13 protein-coding genes are annotated in these 16,428 nt (G+C 39.6%); 10 read left to right on the forward strand and 3 right to left on the reverse strand.

The genetic code is table 11. From position 1 onward, the window contains the following. Positions 1–60 precede the first annotated feature (60 nt). Positions 61–1,758: an IS1182 family transposase gene (locus AC4PHI_RS06220; RefSeq protein WP_492201438.1), complete on the forward strand. Its 1,698-nt coding sequence runs from the start codon at positions 61–63 to the stop codon at positions 1,756–1,758. Here AC4PHI_RS06220 and AC4PHI_RS06225 read toward each other — a convergent pair. After that, positions 1,755–2,420, reverse strand: a complete 666-nt coding sequence (locus tag AC4PHI_RS06225) for an HAD family hydrolase (RefSeq protein ID WP_492201439.1) — start codon at positions 2,418–2,420, stop codon at positions 1,755–1,757. The two genes, AC4PHI_RS06220 and AC4PHI_RS06225, sit on opposite strands and share 4 nt — an antisense overlap. 758 nt (positions 2,421–3,178) lie before the next feature. Between AC4PHI_RS06225 and AC4PHI_RS06230 the strand changes: the two genes are divergently transcribed. From AC4PHI_RS06230 to AC4PHI_RS06270, 9 genes are all read left to right on the forward strand, one after another. Beyond that, complete coding sequence (locus tag AC4PHI_RS06230; protein ID WP_492201440.1) at positions 3,179–4,729, forward strand: ABC transporter permease; 1,551 nt, start codon at positions 3,179–3,181, stop codon at positions 4,727–4,729. 12 nt (positions 4,730–4,741) lie between these two features. Beyond that, positions 4,742–5,416 (forward strand): ABC transporter ATP-binding protein, encoded by a 675-nt coding sequence (locus AC4PHI_RS06235; RefSeq protein ID WP_492201441.1) that lies wholly within the window; start codon positions 4,742–4,744, stop codon positions 5,414–5,416. Next, positions 5,409–7,043 (forward strand): PASTA domain-containing protein, encoded by a 1,635-nt coding sequence (locus AC4PHI_RS06240; RefSeq protein WP_492201442.1) that lies wholly within the window; start codon positions 5,409–5,411, stop codon positions 7,041–7,043. Before AC4PHI_RS06235 ends, AC4PHI_RS06240 begins: the two co-directional genes overlap by 8 nt. A 207-nt stretch (positions 7,044–7,250) precedes the next feature. Beyond that, positions 7,251–9,113, forward strand: coding sequence for a DNA primase (gene dnaG / locus AC4PHI_RS06245; RefSeq protein ID WP_492201443.1), 1,863 nt, complete (start codon positions 7,251–7,253; stop codon positions 9,111–9,113). 24 nt (positions 9,114–9,137) lie between these two features. Beyond that, positions 9,138–10,241, forward strand: a complete 1,104-nt coding sequence (gene rpoD / locus AC4PHI_RS06250) for an RNA polymerase sigma factor RpoD (protein ID WP_492201444.1) — start codon at positions 9,138–9,140, stop codon at positions 10,239–10,241. Between the two features lie 183 nt (positions 10,242–10,424). Continuing rightward, positions 10,425–11,126: a tRNA (adenine(22)-N(1))-methyltransferase gene (locus AC4PHI_RS06255; RefSeq protein ID WP_492201445.1), complete on the forward strand. Its 702-nt coding sequence runs from the start codon at positions 10,425–10,427 to the stop codon at positions 11,124–11,126. Further along, positions 11,127–11,933, forward strand: coding sequence for a Nif3-like dinuclear metal center hexameric protein (locus AC4PHI_RS06260; RefSeq protein WP_492201446.1), 807 nt, complete (start codon positions 11,127–11,129; stop codon positions 11,931–11,933). A 21-nt stretch (positions 11,934–11,954) separates the two neighbouring features. Next, positions 11,955–13,193: a peptidase T gene (gene pepT, locus AC4PHI_RS06265; protein ID WP_492201447.1), complete on the forward strand. Its 1,239-nt coding sequence runs from the start codon at positions 11,955–11,957 to the stop codon at positions 13,191–13,193. Positions 13,194–13,356: 163 nt separating this feature from the next. Beyond that, the gene (locus AC4PHI_RS06270; RefSeq protein ID WP_492201448.1) at positions 13,357–13,824 is read left to right on the forward strand and encodes a hypothetical protein; all 468 of its coding nucleotides are present in this window, start codon (positions 13,357–13,359) and stop codon (positions 13,822–13,824) included. A gap of 69 nt (positions 13,825–13,893) precedes the next feature. Here AC4PHI_RS06270 and AC4PHI_RS06275 read toward each other — a convergent pair whose 3' ends face one another. Both AC4PHI_RS06275 and AC4PHI_RS06280 read right to left on the reverse strand, forming a co-directional pair. Then, entirely contained in the window at positions 13,894–14,724 is an 831-nt protein-coding gene (locus AC4PHI_RS06275) for an energy-coupling factor transporter transmembrane component T family protein (protein ID WP_492201449.1), read from the reverse strand. Continuing rightward, complete coding sequence (locus tag AC4PHI_RS06280; protein WP_492201450.1) at positions 14,721–16,427, reverse strand: ABC transporter ATP-binding protein; 1,707 nt, start codon at positions 16,425–16,427, stop codon at positions 14,721–14,723. The genes AC4PHI_RS06275 and AC4PHI_RS06280 overlap by 4 nt, the downstream gene beginning before the upstream one ends. Position 16,428 lies beyond the last annotated feature (1 nt).

A 16,428-nucleotide genomic window follows, 5' to 3' on the forward strand; every position in this document is an offset into this window, starting at 1 on the left:
AAAAATAGCACTTCCTTGTATAATTAAAGTACCAACCATAACCAAAAGGGAGTGCTATCTATGTACAAAGATTATAACATGAATCAAGTCACTTTATCACTAGATTTAGAAATTTATTTGGAAAAGGGTGACATCGCTTTTGCAATCAATGAACTTGTAGAAAGCATGCCAGAAAAAGCCTTCTCGGTTTTTGACCATCAGATGGGTGCAACCTCTTATCATCCTAAAATGATGTTGAAGTTGATTTTGTGCGGTTACACGCAGTCTGTTTTTTCTGGCAGAAGAATTGAAGCGCTAGCTAAAGACAGTATTCGCGCTCGCTGGCTGACACAATCCCAGCAACCCAATTTTAGAACGATTAATCGGTTTCGTGTACATCCTCAGATGCAAGTGTTATTAGAAGAATGCTTTATTCAATTCCGAAACCTTTTGGTTTCCCAGAATCTTATCGAAACAGATGCCATCTTTATTGACGGTACTAAGTTAGAAGCCAATGCCAATAAATACACATTTGTCTGGAAAAAAAGCATTGAAAAGTATGAAGCTAAGTTGACAGAGAAATCAAAAGAGATTTATCAACAACTCGTGAAGGAAACCATCATTCCTTCTATTTGTGATGAAGACAAAGACCTTTCAGACAAAGAGTTTTCAAAAATCATCACGGCATTAGAAACAAGTGTAGAAAATTTGACTCAAGAAATTGAGACCTCTGACTGCGCTAAAAAACGAAAACAACTACGCTCTCAACGAAAGGCACCTAAACAAGCCTTGAAGCAATTCTCTGATTTTAAAGAACGTCAGTCACGGTATGTCCGTCAAAAAGCTATTTTAGGTGAGAGAAATAGTTACTCCAAAACAGATCACGATGCCACTTTTATGAGAATGAAAGAGGATCATATGCGCAATGGGCAACTAAAAGCAGGTTACAATGTCCAAATTGCGACCAATCAACAATATGTCCTAGCTTATGACATCTTTCCGAATCCTACGGATACGAGAACTTTAGTTCCTTTTTTACGGACCATAGAAAATACCTATTTTGATTTACCCGACTATATTGTGGCAGATGCCGGTTATGGTAGTGAAGAAAACTATGAAACTATTGTGGATGGCTTTGAAAAAACACCTTTGATAACCTATGGGATGTACCGCAAAGAGAAAAAGAGAAGTTTTAAAAAGAATCGTTTTAATCCTTTGAATTGGCGGTATGATGAGTTAAGAGATACCTATTTATGTCCCATTGACCGTGAGGTCCCGTTTAAACGTTATGCCAATCGTATAGATAACTATGGCTACCAACGACAATTAAAAATATACGAATGTCTTTCTTGTGAAAACTGCCCAGTTCGTTCTCAATGTACCAAAGCGAAGTCGGGTCGTAATAGAATGATTCAAAAAAACGGCAATTGGGACTATTTTAAAGCTTACGTTCAGACACTTCTGAAAGACGAACGAACAGGCAAATTATATGGTCAAAGAAAAATAGACGTAGAACCAGCCTTCGGAAATCTGAAGGCTAATTTAGGCTTCACTCGATTTTCAGTAAGAGGTAAAGATAAGGTGAGAAACGAATTAGGTTTTGCATTTATGGCGGTTAATCTGAGAAAGTTAACTGCCTATCAGCGGAAGAACCTCTTAAATAAACAAAAAAATAAGGGAACCAAAATCTTTTTATTGATTTTGGTTCCCTTTTTACTATTTTTGAGACTTATGGGTCAGCCTCTTTGTTTCGAATGTCTAAATGACCGCTGTCATTAGTGCACGATTTCCCTGATTCTTATATCCAAAAAATCATCGATGACAAAATCTACTAAACCAGTATCATTTAATTTTTGGTGATTATCACCAGTCGCCACTGCGATAATATGTTCAGCTTTTGCATTAAAAGCCCCCTGCAATCCGATGGGAGAATCTTCAAAAATAATCATGCGGTCAAGGTCGCCGCCAATGTTCAACGCGGCTTGTAGATAGAAATCAGGAGCCGGCTTACTTTTTAATGTCCCGTCATTATAAACGACATTTTTAAAATCAAACCAGCGGGCAAGGTGAAAAATATCAAAATAAAAATCCAGGTTGACCTTGGGTGAAACCGTCGCAATATTCATTGGGCGATTCTTATACTTTAAAAAATCAAAATATTCCGTGACCCCTTTGATCAACTGAGGATGGGGGTTCTCCATCACCAAATCCCGGTAAATAGCTTCTTTACGATTAGATAATTCTTCAGCTTCTGTATCACTCAAAGACTTTCCTAAAATTTTTTCCATCACTAAATGATTGGTCCTTCCATGAATATGATCAAATTCTTCTTGAGTAAATTTGCGTCCAATCAACTCTTGGATAAACTGCTGCCACGCCTGTTCATGCAAATGAGAATCGCTGAACAAAGTGCCGTTGAAATCAAAAATAATCGATTGCATTGCTTTTCTTTCCTCCTTTTTTTAAAAAATGCAGTAAATTTATTAGTAGCGCTAAAATGCAGCAAAACATTCTCAATTTTGAAATATTAAAATAGGGAGCACATATCTCTCGCTATTTTAACTATGGTAACAAAGGAATTCCAGATTTCAAGTGCCTGCCAAAAAAATTATCCTTAGCTTTGCGGAGAAATTTTGTTGTTTAGATAAAGCCTCCGCATTGGATATAAAGAATTTTTTCAGCCATATCAGGCATCAAATTACTGCTAATCCAAATAAATGTAATAAACATTTTTTTATTAAACATATTTTGCCAAGTATGCATAAATAGTAGCAAAACAAAATTTTTTAGTCAACGTTAGTTGAAACCATCTGCTTTTGTTTCCGTTAAAACCAGCAATTTTTTACAATTGTTTTAAGAAAAAATCCAAGTCCATGTGTGAATAAAAATCAATTTGAGTAATCAAGTTTTCGAAACATTTCTTTTACTACTTCTTAACCTTTGATTTTAAACTTACAAAATAATAGGACCAGTGAAATTTCTATCATCCAACAGTTAGAAATATTTTGGAATAGCTGAGGGTTTCAAAAGTTATTTGTCGCAGGATTAATTTTTTGAATCTTACAACTTTGACATCTTAATTTTTCGAACTTTATGGGGTTTGTCCTAAGGGGTATGCTATAATTAAGGTTAGAAAAATTGGAGGTTTAAACGGAAAGCAAAGTGGAAGTTGTCGGTTTTTTAATAAAGGAGGTATACAATGAATTTTTTGAAAAGAGCGTGGGCAAGTGTTTCCAGGCGTAAGGGGAAATCGCTGATTTTATTTGCGGTGGTTTTTATTTTGGGGAATGTGATTGCAGGAGCAATTGCCATCCAGCAATCTACCAAAAACGTGGAAAAGAATATAAAGAAAGGTTTGGGGGCATCAGCAACTCTCTCGATTGACTACGAGCAGATGATGAACCTTTCAGAGACTGAGAATGAGTCAGCTTTCAAAGATTCTGCTTTGATGAACTTGGAAATTATGAAGCAGATAGGGGAACTGCCTTATGTTGCCTATTTTGATTATACAACGCCTTCTTATTTTCAAACGGAAAAGTTAAAACCCGTGGAACCTGAACTAGAGGAAGATGAGGGAGGATTCATCGGCGGAGGCATGGGCTTCACTATCACTGGAGGTAATACCGAACAGATTGCCGATGAGAAAAAAGGGAAAATCAAACTTGTAGAAGGCCGCTCATTTTCAGAACAAGAATTATCTAGCGGGAAACAAGTGGGAATCATTTCCAAAAAATTAGCGGAACAAGAAAAACTCTCTGTTGGGGACAAAATTATTTTTGATCGTGTCAGCCGGATGGGAGAAGAGTACAATGATGACGGTACAATCAGAGAAACAGAAAATACAAAAACATTTGTAAAAGAAATCCCGGTGGAAATCGTGGGGCTCTTTGATGTACAACAAACAGAGAAAAAAGACAAAGACGACAACAAAAACCAACACGTTTTTATTGACTATAATTTTCAGCTTGCAGAGCAGCAAAATACCGTTTATATGCCAAATGAAGCAGTCGTAAAAATCGAAAAAGATTACAATCATGCACTAGAAGAAGAATTCCCTAATTTCTGGGGGATGAGTGAGGAGGATTATCAGGAATTCAAAAAGGGAACAGAAGAAGAGCTCACTTATTATCAGCCGTTTTTCATGCTGAAAAACCCTGAAGATGCAGAAGCATTCAGAAAAGAAGCGCAGGCACTAATCGGAAAATATGACAAGGTGCTTATTTCAAGTGACCAGTTCGATTCAGTCTCGGGTCCGCTTTCCGGTATGTCAAAAATATCGGGATTGGTTCTATATGTTGCGGTGGGGGCTTCTTTACTTATTGTCACACTGGTAATTTTGCTGTTCTTACGGGACCGCAAACATGAATTGGGGATTTACTTATCCCTTGGAGAAAATCGCATCAAAGTCATCGGGCAAATCGTGGTAGAAGTGATGGTCATTTCTTTAGTGGCAATCACGCTGTCAGTATTTACCGGTAACCTTGTGGCGGACGGCGTTTCGTCTTCACTGATTGCCTCGCAGGAGCAGACTGACAGCTTCGAGATGTACAGCAATCCAGATTACTATGAATTACAGCAACTTGGAACTGAAACAGTCAGCGAGGAAGATGTTATTTCTGCTTATGAAGTGAAACTCTCGGCAAGTTATATCCTTACCTTTTATCTTGTGGGAACGGCGACCATCTTATTATCAACGGTCGTACCGCTGATTTATATCATGCGGCTGAACCCCAAAAAAATTATGATGTAGGAGGAAAAGCAGATGACAATTATTGCAGCGGAAGACGTAAATTATTACTATCAAGACGGCGACCAGCGTAGATATATTTTAAAAAATACCAGCGTTAGTTTCGATAAAGGGAAATTTTATACGATTCTTGGACAGTCGGGTTCCGGAAAAACTACTTTCCTCTCATTGTTAAGTGCCCTTGATGCGCCAAAAGAAGGGAAGATTTTATATCAGGGAAAAGACGTCCGCACAATCGGCTACGAAAATTTCAGGCGCAATAACGTAGGCATCATTTTCCAAAGTTATAATTTGATTCCCTATTTGACTGCAGTGGAAAACGTGATGGTGCCCATGGCAATCACTGAAAATAAATTACCGGACAATCAAAAAGAAGTCGCTTATAATTTGCTGGATTACATCGGAATCGTCAAGAGCAAATCCGACCGGCAAGTCAATCAGCTGTCAGGGGGAGAGCAGCAGCGTGTGGCAATTGCCAGAGCGCTGGCAACCAATGTGGATGTTATTCTGGCTGATGAGCCGACAGGTAATCTGGATGAAGGAATCGAGCAGGAAATCGTAGCGATTTTCAAAAAATTAGCTCACGAACATGGAAAATGTGTTATTGTGGTGACCCACTCCAACGAAATTGCCCAGCAGTCGGATGACACCTATATTTTAAGGAAAGGCAGCTTAAAGCGATATGAGTGATTTTTTATCTAATTTCAGCCGAGACAATTACAAAAAAACGTTGAAGAATAAAACGGATAAAAAAGACACTGATGACACTAAAGCTGAAGTCCAATCCAAAAGCAAAAAAAAATACAAAGATGTTTATGATAAGGTGGAAAATAATCATATTACTGAGTCGAGAAACGAAAATCAGGGAAAAAAACGAGCCAACGAAAAAAATGGAACAATTGGCACGACATCAACCCAAACGACTGATGTCGGGTCTGATGGAACGACTGAAAAATCGTTATCGAGAAGTGACCGTCACAAGGGAGTAAAATCAGATAAAGAATCCCAAGAGCTTCAATTCAGCGATAAGACGGATCTGAGAGATGCTTTTTCTTCCGAACCGCAAGAAAAAGCAGACTTGTCAGATGAAGCCTATGATGACAGGGAAGAAGTCACAGAAACTGACCCGTCCTACCAATCAAAGAAGAGAAAAAAAATGATTTTAGCTGCGGCAGGAGCTTTGTTCGCCGTTGTTGTCCTTATGTTTGCTTATCATCGGGGAACTACTGTAGCAACCCCGGATTTCAAAGAAAAACCTTTGTCAGAAGTCCGTGAATGGGCAGCTGATAATAAAATCAGGTTAGATGTGGAACAAGCCCATGATTTTGATGTAGAAGTCAATCATATTATCAGACAAAAGGCACCTGCCGGCAAACGGGTCAAAAAGAAAAATAAATTTTTGGTTATTGCCAGTCTTGGTCCAGATCCTGAGGAAGCCATCAAACTGCCGGATTTTTCAACGATGGTTCAAGAAGAAGCAGAAAAATGGGTGGAAAAAAATAAAGCAGAAAATGTGACGATTACCAGCGAGTATGACGATAAAATTGAAAAATCAAAATTTATCAAGCAAGAATTTTCTGACAAAGAAATGACTGTTGAAAAATACAAACGGAAAGATCAGTTGATTGTGTCCTACTCCAAAGGGAAAGAAGTTTTTGAAAAAAATATCAGTGTGCCGAATTTTGTCAAAAAAGCCAAAGCTGATGTTGAAACGTGGGCAAAGAAAAATGAAATAGCTATGACCTATGAAGAAACAGATTCAGACACGATCGAACAGGGATTTGTCATCAGTCAAAGTGTGGGTGAAAATGAGAAAATAGCTAAAAGAGATGCCATGACCGTTGCGATTTCTAAAGGGAAGGCATTTGTGGTCCCTAATTTTGCTGAATATAATAAAAGTTCCGCCGCAGAATACCAAAATCTGACCGTCAATGTGAAAGAACAATTTTCCGATGGGGTGGCTTTTGGACTGTTGATCAGTCAATCTGTTGAACCGGGGAAAAAAATCTATGAAGCCGATAAAGGCACCCCTATCACAGTCATTTATTCCAGCGGCAGACCTTACTTGAAATCATATATTGGTTTAATCGAAGGGGAATTGCCGGAGCTTTTCTTCAATGATTACCAATCCAAAGGGGCCAATATCACCTATGCCGTCTACTATGTGGATTCCGGAGAGCCGAAAGGGACTGTGGTGGATATGAGCAACTATAATGAATATGTTCCGCTCAATTATCAGGTTAATGTGGCTGTAAGTAACGGAATTTATGCCGATGTCATCCCAACGACTGCTGAGGTTGAAGAAGAAATCGAATAATTTTTTAAAGGAGGGCTGAACAGCCTTCCTTTTTGAGATGATTCGGATAAGTTCTTTGCTTGCTTGCGAAAATTGTGTTATACTGAAAGATGTATTTTTGTGTACGTTACTATGAAAGTCGCACTAGAAGAGGTCATTTTAGTGCGACTTTTGACAGCTATTTTTGTCTCAGCTGAAGTTCAAACATTCCTTAAGGGTGAGAAAACCATGAGTAGAATTCCGCAAGAAGTCATAGAAGAGATTCGTGCTGGAACCAACATCGTTGATGTGGTCGGCCAGTATGTCCAATTAAAAAAATCAGGGAAAAACTATTTTGGTTTATGTCCGTTTCATGAGGAAAAGTCGCCATCTTTTTCAGTGGCAGAAGACAAACAAATTTTTCATTGTTTCGGTTGCGGCAAGGGCGGTAATGTTTTCCAATTTATTCAGGAAATCGACGGCGTGAGCTTTCCAGAGGCCATTGAAAAAGTTGCAGACTTAGGTCACATGCATGTGGATTTTCAATTTTCTTCGGCGATATCTCCGGCTGAGGACAGCCGCAGACAGAAAGATGTCCAGCTGATAGCATTGCACGAAAAAGCTGCGGAGTTGTATCACCATATTTTACTTCGGACCCAAGTGGGCGAGCATGCGTTAAAATATCTGCGAGACAGGGGTATCAGCGAAGAACAGATAACAGAGTTTCAAATCGGTTTTGCTCCGGCAGAAAGAACGTTGTTAAAACAAGTTTTTCAACAAGAAAACACTGATAATCAGCTAATCCGTGATTCTGGTTTGGTGACAGTGAGAGAGGACGGGGAACAACTGGACCGCTTTTATTCCAGAATAATGTTTCCCATACGCAATGCCCAAGGAAAAGTCTCGGCTTTTTCAGGAAGATTGTTTTTAGAAGATTTCCAAGAGTCGGCAAGAATGCCAAAATATTTGAACAGTCCTGAAACAGAAATATTTAATAAACGGCAAGTGCTTTATAATTTTGATCAAGCGAGAGCAGTGGGTAGAAAAGAAAATGAATTGATTTTATTTGAAGGGTTTATGGATGTTATTTCAGCATCCGGTGCCGGGATTAAAAACGGCGTGGCTTCGATGGGGACTAGCTTGACCAACGAACAGTTGATGATGTTCCAACGCACGGTGAAAAAAGTGCTGATTTGTTATGATGGGGATAATGCCGGAAGAGAGGCAAGCTATCGTGCCTTGCAGAGTTTCACTGACCATTCTTCCCTAGATGTCAGTGTCCTGATGTTGCCGGAAAAACTTGATCCCGACGATTATATCCAAAAATATGGCGGCAAACGATTTAAAGAGCAGGTAAAAAATCATCGTGAGTCCCCTTTTACGTTCAAAATGCTTTATTTTAAACAAGATAAAAATCTGGAAAATGAACATGAAAGACTGGCTTATTTAGATCAGATGATTAAAGAACTGGCAACAGTTCCTTCAGTCATCGAACGTGAGGTCTATGTCCATCAGCTTTCTGAGATGTTCGAAGTTTCGGAAGAAGCGATCCAAACCGAAGTTGATAAAGTGCTGCAGGCTGAAAGGCAGCAGCGCCGTCAGCAGCGCTCATATCATCAGCGAGAGAGTTACGGTGTGCCGGAAATTGAGCGAGTTACGCCTTTGACACAGCAAGAGGCAAAACTGACTCTAGTGGAAAAAACAGAACAGATGCTTTTGTACCGGATTTTTCATGAACAAAATGTGGCTAATCGTTTAAAAAACGAGAAAAACTTTTCTTTTGCCCATGATGACTATCAAGAATTGTTTACACATTTTGAAACGTATATGATGCTGCATGGTCAATTTGTTGAAGCTGATTTTTTAAATTACTTACAAGAGGATCACTTAAAACGTAAAATAATCGATATTTCTTATTTGGAAATGTCAGATGAAAGTACCGATCAGGAGATTGATGATTATATCCGGGTGATTGAAAAAAACAGTCTTGAATTGCTAAAAAGAGAAAAATTAAAAAATCAGAAAGAAGCTGCCAGGGCCGGCGATAAAGAGTTAGAGCTGGCTTTGTCAATCGAAATAATTGAAATTCAAAAGAAATTGAAGAATCATTAGGAACGTAGAAAGGGGATTTCTTCCATGGCAGAAAAAAAACTAACTTATGATCAGGCAGTGAAAGCAGTGATCAAAGAATATAAACCCAAAGGCGCAGTCTTGTATGATGTTTTGACAGATCGTGTCGCCACTCCCTATGAATTAGGAGCCAAAGGTATGGATAACTTGATCCAGCGTGTTGAAGATCAGGGAATCAGTGTAGTGGATGAAGATGGCGAACCGGCCAAAAGAAGTTTGGAAAAAACTGAAAGTGAAGTCGATCAAAAAGAACTGGAGGACATGTCCGCACCCGCAGGCGTTAAAATCAATGATCCAGTACGTATGTATTTAAAAGAAATTGGTCGTGTCGATTTATTGACCGCTGAAGAAGAAGTGGAGCTTGCCCTGCGTATTGTTGATGGAGATCAAGAAGCCAAGCAAAAATTAGCCGAGGCTAACTTGCGGTTAGTGGTAAGTATCGCTAAACGCTATGTTGGGCGTGGCATGCAGTTTCTTGATTTAATTCAAGAAGGAAACATGGGATTGATGAAAGCTGTAGAAAAATTTGACCACACTAAAGGTTTTAAGTTTTCAACTTATGCCACTTGGTGGATCCGTCAAGCTATCACCCGTGCGATTGCTGATCAGGCACGTACGATTCGTATCCCGGTGCATATGGTAGAAACCATCAACAAGTTGATTCGTATTCAGCGTCAATTATTGCAGGATTTGGGCAGAGAACCTACACCAGAGGAAATTGGCGCAGAAATGGACTTGCCGACAGAAAAAGTTCGCGAGATTTTAAAAATATCCCAAGAACCGGTTTCTTTGGAAACGCCGATAGGGGAAGAAGATGATTCTCATCTGGGAGACTTTATCGAGGATCAAGATGCCACAAGCCCGGCAGAACATGCCGCCTACGAAATGTTGAAGGAGCAGTTGGAAAGTGTGCTTGACCAGCTGACGGACAGAGAGGAAAATGTTTTGCGTTTGCGTTTTGGTCTAGATGACGGCCGGACACGGACCCTCGAAGAAGTAGGGAAAGTATTTGGCGTCACACGTGAAAGGATTCGTCAAATCGAAGCGAAAGCTTTGAGAAAATTACGTCATCCTTCCCGTTCCAAACAATTGAAAGACTTTTTAGAATAAGCCTTGCTAAACCAGAAGTCGATGGGATTTCTGGTTTTTCTTTTTTAAAAGTCAAGAAGTTTCATTTTTTTGTCTATTAGAATGAGGGTTGATTTCATTTTTAAAAACATTTAGTTTTTCCACTCATGGCGTGAAACAATGGTATAATATTAAAGACAATAAATCGAGGAAGTTGATAGACAGATGAATGAACATAAATTATCTGGCAGATTACAGGCAGTGGCAGATCTTGTTCCTGACAATGCCAGACTGGCTGATATTGGCTCAGATCACGCTTATTTGCCGGCTTGGCTGATTTTGAATAAAAAAATACGGTTTGCAGTTGCAGGGGAAGTTGTGAACGGACCTTACCAATCAGCTCGGTCGTTAGTGGAAACTTCTCAACTGCAGGATAAAATTCATGTACGCTTGGGAGATGGACTGGAAGTTATCTCTGCCGCAGATGCAATCGATGTGATTACCATTGCCGGGATGGGCGGGAGTTTGATCCGTGATATTTTACAGCGAGGGAAATCCGGCGGGCATTTGACGGGACAGGAAACATTGATTCTCCAACCCAATGTAGGAGAGCCTGCACTACGGGGATGGCTGGCAAAAGAAGGATACTTAATCACCCATGAAGAAATTTTAAAAGAAGACGACAAGATTTATGAAATTATAGTTGCGATTAAAAAGCCTGAAACTTTCAGCTACAGCCGGAAAGAATTATTTTTTGGTCCCATCCTGCTCAAACATCAAACAGATGTTTTTTACGAAAAATGGGGCAAGCAGTTAGAAAAATACCAATATATTTTATCTGGTTTAAAAAAAGCCGCTCAAACAGATGAACAAAAAATTTCCGAAACAGAAGAGAAAATCGAATGGATAAAGGAGTTGTTGACATAAATGTTACAAGCTTTAGAGTTTATCAAGCGTTTTGAACAACATTTTCCGCTGGAGTTGGCAGAAGAAGGGGACCCGGTGGGACTGCATATCGGCACATTGAATAAGCCGGTGGAGCGGATTATGATTACTTTGGATGTGCGTCCAGAAGTTGTGGAAGAAGCTATTGAGAAAAAAATAGATTTGCTGATTGCCAAACACCCTCCGATTTTCCGGCCAATCAAAAATTTGGCTACGGATAATCTGCAGCATAAAATGTACGGGGATTGTCTAAAACACGATATCGCAGTTTACGCTGCCCATACCAATATGGATATTGTTCCTGACGGGTTAAATGACTGGTTTTGCGAGCTGTTGGGCATCGGTGATACAGATTATGTGACAAAAACCCACGAAATAGATGGAAAATCTTATGGCATAGGGCGGATAGGCAACTTAAAAAATGCTGTTGCTTTAACAGATTTTATACAGAAAGTGAAAGAGGTTTTTCATTTAGACGGGCTGCGTTTGATTAGTCCCACAACAGAAAAAAATATCCGTCGGGTGGCAATTTGCGGCGGGAGCGGAGAAAAATTTTATCCTGATGCTTTGGCAAAAGGGGCCGATGTGTATATCACTGGGGATGTTTACTATCATACGGGTCATGAAATGATAACAGACGGGTGCTGCGTTATTGATGCAGGTCACTATATCGAAGAACTTTGTAAATCTAGAATCGTTTTGTTATGTAATGAGTGGAAAAAAGAGTATAATTGGGATGTGGACTTCATAGAATCAACAGTAAATACCAACCCGTTTATTTATTACTAATTTTTAAAGGAGCTTGATAAAATGTATGAAAATTTAGTCTCTCGTTTTTTGAAGTATGTAAAAATCGACACCCGATCCAATCCTGCAAGTAAGACTGTCCCTTCGACAGAAAGCCAAGTGGCATTTGCAAAAATGTTAGTGGAAGAACTTAATGACATTGGTTTGTCCGCAGTTAAGTATAATGATGAAAACGGCTTTGTGACAGCAGAGTTACCAGCTAATACTGACAAAGAAGGGGTCAGAAGTATTGGTTTTATTGCTCATATGGACACGGCAGATTTTAATTCGGTGGGTGTGAATCCGCAAATTGTTGAAAATTATGATGGGAAATCTGATATCCCCTTGGATGAAGCAGGGAAATACAAGTTAACAGTAAAAGCATTCCCTAATCTTGCTAATTATGAAGGACAAACACTGATAACGACAGATGGTTCTACCCTTTTAGGAGCAGATGACAAGTCTGGTATCGCAGAAATCATCTCAGCCATGGAGTACTTGCTGAAAACACCTGAAATCAAACATGGGAAAATCAAAGTTGCTTTTGGTCCTGATGAGGAAATCGGTGTAGGTGCCGACCGTTTTGATGTGGACGATTTTGCAGTTGACTTCGCTTATACAATGGACGGGGGACCTGTGGGCGAATTGAATTATGAAACTTTCAGTGCAGCACAGGCAGACATCACGATTCAAGGGATGAACGTTCACCCGGGCACTGCTAAGGACACAATGATTAATGCACTGCAGCTGGCTATAGATTTTCACAACTTGCTGCCTGCTGAAGAAGTACCGGAAAAAACAGAAGGCTACGAAGGATTTTTCCACTTGATGAAATTGAACGGCAATGTAGAAGAAGCAGAACTTTGTTATATTATTCGAGATCATGACCGTGATAAATTCGAAAACAAAAAAAATAAAATAACAGAAATTCAATCCAAACTGAATGCTGCTTTTGATCAGGAGAGAATCCAAATAAATATGTATGATCAATATTATAATATGGGTGAAATCATTGCCAAAGACATGAGTATCATCGATTTGGCAAAAGAAGCCATGGTCAATTCAGGTATCACGCCAAAAGTAGAACCTGTCAGAGGAGGAACAGACGGTTCAAAAATTTCTTATATGGGCATTCCTACCCCAAATATTTTTGCCGGCGGGGAAAACATGCATGGACGTTTTGAATTTGTGGCAGTGGAAAGCATGGAAAAAGCCACAGACGTCATTGTGGAAATCGTTCGCCTAAATGAATCGAAAGCTTGATAATTACTAAAATTTATTTGATTTGATGTTTGCCAAAGTGTCTGGGAGAAACAATGGCCCGATGTTTCTCTCAGATGCTTTTTACTTGCATTATAAAAAAGTTGTTGATTTGTTAAAAATAGAATAGAAAAAATATCATCATCAAGATTAAAAGGAGAAGCAAGTGCTGACGTTTGAAGAAAAGAAAAAAATTATAGAAGAATTTTCAGAGTTGGAAGAACAGAAAGTATCTATGAACCGGTTGAATTATCATTTTAATGAAAGTGCCGTTGCTAAAACTGTGGTAGTAAAACATCTGCATCCCAAAAGTCACAATGCCTTTGTTTATGCCGGCTATTTGCCTGCGGCTGAAACTAAGGACGGCTATCTTTCTGTTATAGATGCTTCAGAAGAAGAATTGAGACAGCTGATTCGTTTGGGCATCGAAGAGTTGAAAAAAACTGAGGATGGTTTTCCAGACGGATATGAAGAACGTTGGGAAGATGACCGGGGAGATGTGCTGCGTTTAAGATACATGGCACCTGTTTGGGGAGTCGTTATGCAAACAGAAAGTATCGAAGGAATTTTCAAAACAAAAGAAGCGGGAGAGGCCTATCTAGAAGAAGAAGGTTTTTTTCTGAAAAATCAATAATATGAAATAAACAAAAACGAATCAAAATGCCGGACATTTTTAACACTCTGCCGGACATTTTGATTCGTTTTATTGAAAAGGATTATAAAATCTGCCGTTATTGACAAAATACAACCCGATGGAAAGGACAAGAGTCACTATGGAAATGGCGATAGTCACACCATCAGCTTTGTTGAATGGTTTTGCCATGTACCATGTGCGCGTCTTTTTTTTACCGAATCGCCGTAATTCCATGGCGGTACTGATAGACTCGATACGATCGATACTGGACAAAATTAAAGGAGAAACAATAGCGACTGCTCCTTTGATGCGCTGTGAAAACGGCGCTTTTTTTGATGTTTCAGAGCCGCGCGCCTGCTGGGCGACTGAAATATCAAAGTAATCTTCCTGAATATCAGGGATATAACGCAAAGCCAGCGCAACAGCATAACTGATTTTATAACTGACACCGATTTTATTTAAACTTGAGGCAAATTCGCTGGGATTTGTCGTCAAAATAAAAATGAGAGCAATCGGAATAGTTGAAAAATATTTTAATAAAAGGTTGAATTCATAAAAAAGCTGTTCGCTGGTTATGGTGAAGCGCCAAAACCCTTCCCAAAGGACATGTCTTGTGCCGTAAATAGTCACACCATATTCCGGGGAAAAAATATAAACGGCAATCAGATTGAGAACAGAGAAAAAAGTTATAAATTTTACGACAAAAGAAATTTGGTGCCATTTGATTGCGGAAATCCTGAATAAAATTAATGACATGACTGCGGCAGCTAAAAGAAATCTAGTATCATAAGTTGTCATGGTTGCAATGGAAATGAGGATCAGAGCAATCAATTTTGCCGCCCCGTTTAATTTATGAATAGGAGTATCTTCTGGAATATATCCTAAGATTTGAAAATTCATTGAAGTCTGACCTCCTTATCATAAGCAATAAATTTATCGACAAATGTTACCGGATCTTTCAGCCCGATTTTTTCGGCAAATAAAAATAGACTTGTTTCCTTGAGTGAAGCCTGTTTGACAATCTCCCGATCGGTCAGGACTGCCACAGGGGAAGTATCTCCAACCACCATTCCTTCATCAATCACGATTGTCCTTTCAGCATATTCCAGCATCAAGTGCATGTCGTGAGTGACCATACCAATGGTTAGTCCTTGTTTGTTCAGTTTTTTTAGAAACTGCATCATTTCAGTGTAGTGGCGTAAATCTTGCCCCGCAGTAGGTTCATCAAGCAAAATCAATTCTGGTTCCAACACGAGGATGGAAGCAATAGTGACCCGTTTTTTTTGTCCGTAACTGAGAGCAGAGATGGGCCAGTTTCTAAAAGGATAAAGACCGCAGACTTTCAGTGTATCGTCCACCTTTTGATTGATTTCTTCTTCCGGTATACCCCGGAGCAGCAATCCCAAGCCGACCTCTTCACGTATCATCTTTTTTGAAATCATTTGATTGGGGTTCTGCATGACAAAACCGATATTGTCCGCTCTCTCTTTGATAGAAAAAGTGGTGAAATCTTCCTCTTTCCATGTCATCTCCCCCCGTTGCGGCGTAATAAAACCGCAAATCGCTTTACATAGGGTCGATTTTCCAGAGCCGTTTTTCCCAACGATACTAAAAATTTCTCCTTTATGGATATCAAGGGAGAGATTATTCAGCACTTTTTTTCCGTGCTTGGTATACTGAAAATCAATGTGTTTAAGAGATAGAAGAGGCTCTACTTTTTTTATGTATGGCTGTGCAGGAATCGTTTCATGCCATTCCGTGATTTTTTTGGTCAAGTCAGGACTTGTTACCTGATTGATGTTTTCTAAATATGTTGCAGCAGTCATATCAACCCCGGCATATTTCATAGCCGTCACATAGAGGGGCTCGCGAATACCGATTTTTTCCAGCAAGTCTGATTTTAACAGGGCATCAGGTGTGGTATCAGCTACAATCCTTCCGTCATTAAACACAATGATACGGTCCACAGGACGGTGAAGGACATCCTCCAAACGGTGCTCGATAATTACCGCAGTGGTCTGATTGGACCGGCAAATGTCGTCAACTAAAGTGACCGCGTACTGTCCGCTTTCAGGATCAAGATTTGCCAAAGGTTCGTCAAGAAGGAGGACTGGTACTTCATCGATTAGCACCCCAGCCATACTGACGCGCTGTTTTTGTCCTCCCGACAAATCTTGGGGACGATGACTGAGGTGTTGCCCCAACCCAACGATATCGGCAAACTGATTGACTTTTTCTTTCATGACAGATTGTGCCACATTTTCATTTTCTAATGAAAATGCGATATCTTCGGCCACAGTCAAACCCACAAACTGTCCATCAGTGTCTTGCAGGACTGTGCCTACTTGGAAAGAAAGGTCGGCAATCGTTTCTTTTGAGACATTTTTCCCGTTTATCAGCACCTCGCCTTGAATTTCCCCGGAATAAATGTGGGGAATCAAGCCATTGATACAATGGGCAAAGGTTGATTTTCCGCTGCCGCTGGGACCAATCACTAAAATTTTTTCTCCCGGGTGAATACGGACATTGATATTTTTTAACGTCGGTTCAGCTTGGCTATGATATTGAAAAGAAACATTGCTAAATTCAATGATTGGATTCATT

This window comes from Vagococcus sp. QWL-13 (assembly GCF_058683555.1).

What these genes read in the sequence shown, in the direction of transcription:
- AC4PHI_RS06220 (WP_492201438.1), top strand. Translation starts at nt 61, where the DNA reads ATGTACAAAGATTATAACATGAATCAAGTCACTTTATCACTAGATTTA.
- AC4PHI_RS06225 (WP_492201439.1), bottom strand. Translation starts at nt 2,420, where the DNA reads ATGCAATCGATTATTTTTGATTTCAACGGCACTTTGTTCAGCGATTCT.
- AC4PHI_RS06230 (WP_492201440.1), top strand. Translation starts at nt 3,179, where the DNA reads ATGAATTTTTTGAAAAGAGCGTGGGCAAGTGTTTCCAGGCGTAAGGGG.
- AC4PHI_RS06235 (WP_492201441.1), top strand. Translation starts at nt 4,742, where the DNA reads ATGACAATTATTGCAGCGGAAGACGTAAATTATTACTATCAAGACGGC.
- AC4PHI_RS06240 (WP_492201442.1), top strand. Translation starts at nt 5,409, where the DNA reads ATGAGTGATTTTTTATCTAATTTCAGCCGAGACAATTACAAAAAAACG.
- dnaG (WP_492201443.1), top strand. Translation starts at nt 7,251, where the DNA reads ATGAGTAGAATTCCGCAAGAAGTCATAGAAGAGATTCGTGCTGGAACC.
- rpoD (WP_492201444.1), top strand. Translation starts at nt 9,138, where the DNA reads ATGGCAGAAAAAAAACTAACTTATGATCAGGCAGTGAAAGCAGTGATC.
- AC4PHI_RS06255 (WP_492201445.1), top strand. Translation starts at nt 10,425, where the DNA reads ATGAATGAACATAAATTATCTGGCAGATTACAGGCAGTGGCAGATCTT.
- AC4PHI_RS06260 (WP_492201446.1), top strand. Translation starts at nt 11,127, where the DNA reads ATGTTACAAGCTTTAGAGTTTATCAAGCGTTTTGAACAACATTTTCCG.
- pepT (WP_492201447.1), top strand. Translation starts at nt 11,955, where the DNA reads ATGTATGAAAATTTAGTCTCTCGTTTTTTGAAGTATGTAAAAATCGAC.
- AC4PHI_RS06275 (WP_492201449.1), bottom strand. Translation starts at nt 14,724, where the DNA reads ATGAATTTTCAAATCTTAGGATATATTCCAGAAGATACTCCTATTCAT.
- AC4PHI_RS06280 (WP_492201450.1), bottom strand. Translation starts at nt 16,427, where the DNA reads ATGAATCCAATCATTGAATTTAGCAATGTTTCTTTTCAATATCATAGC.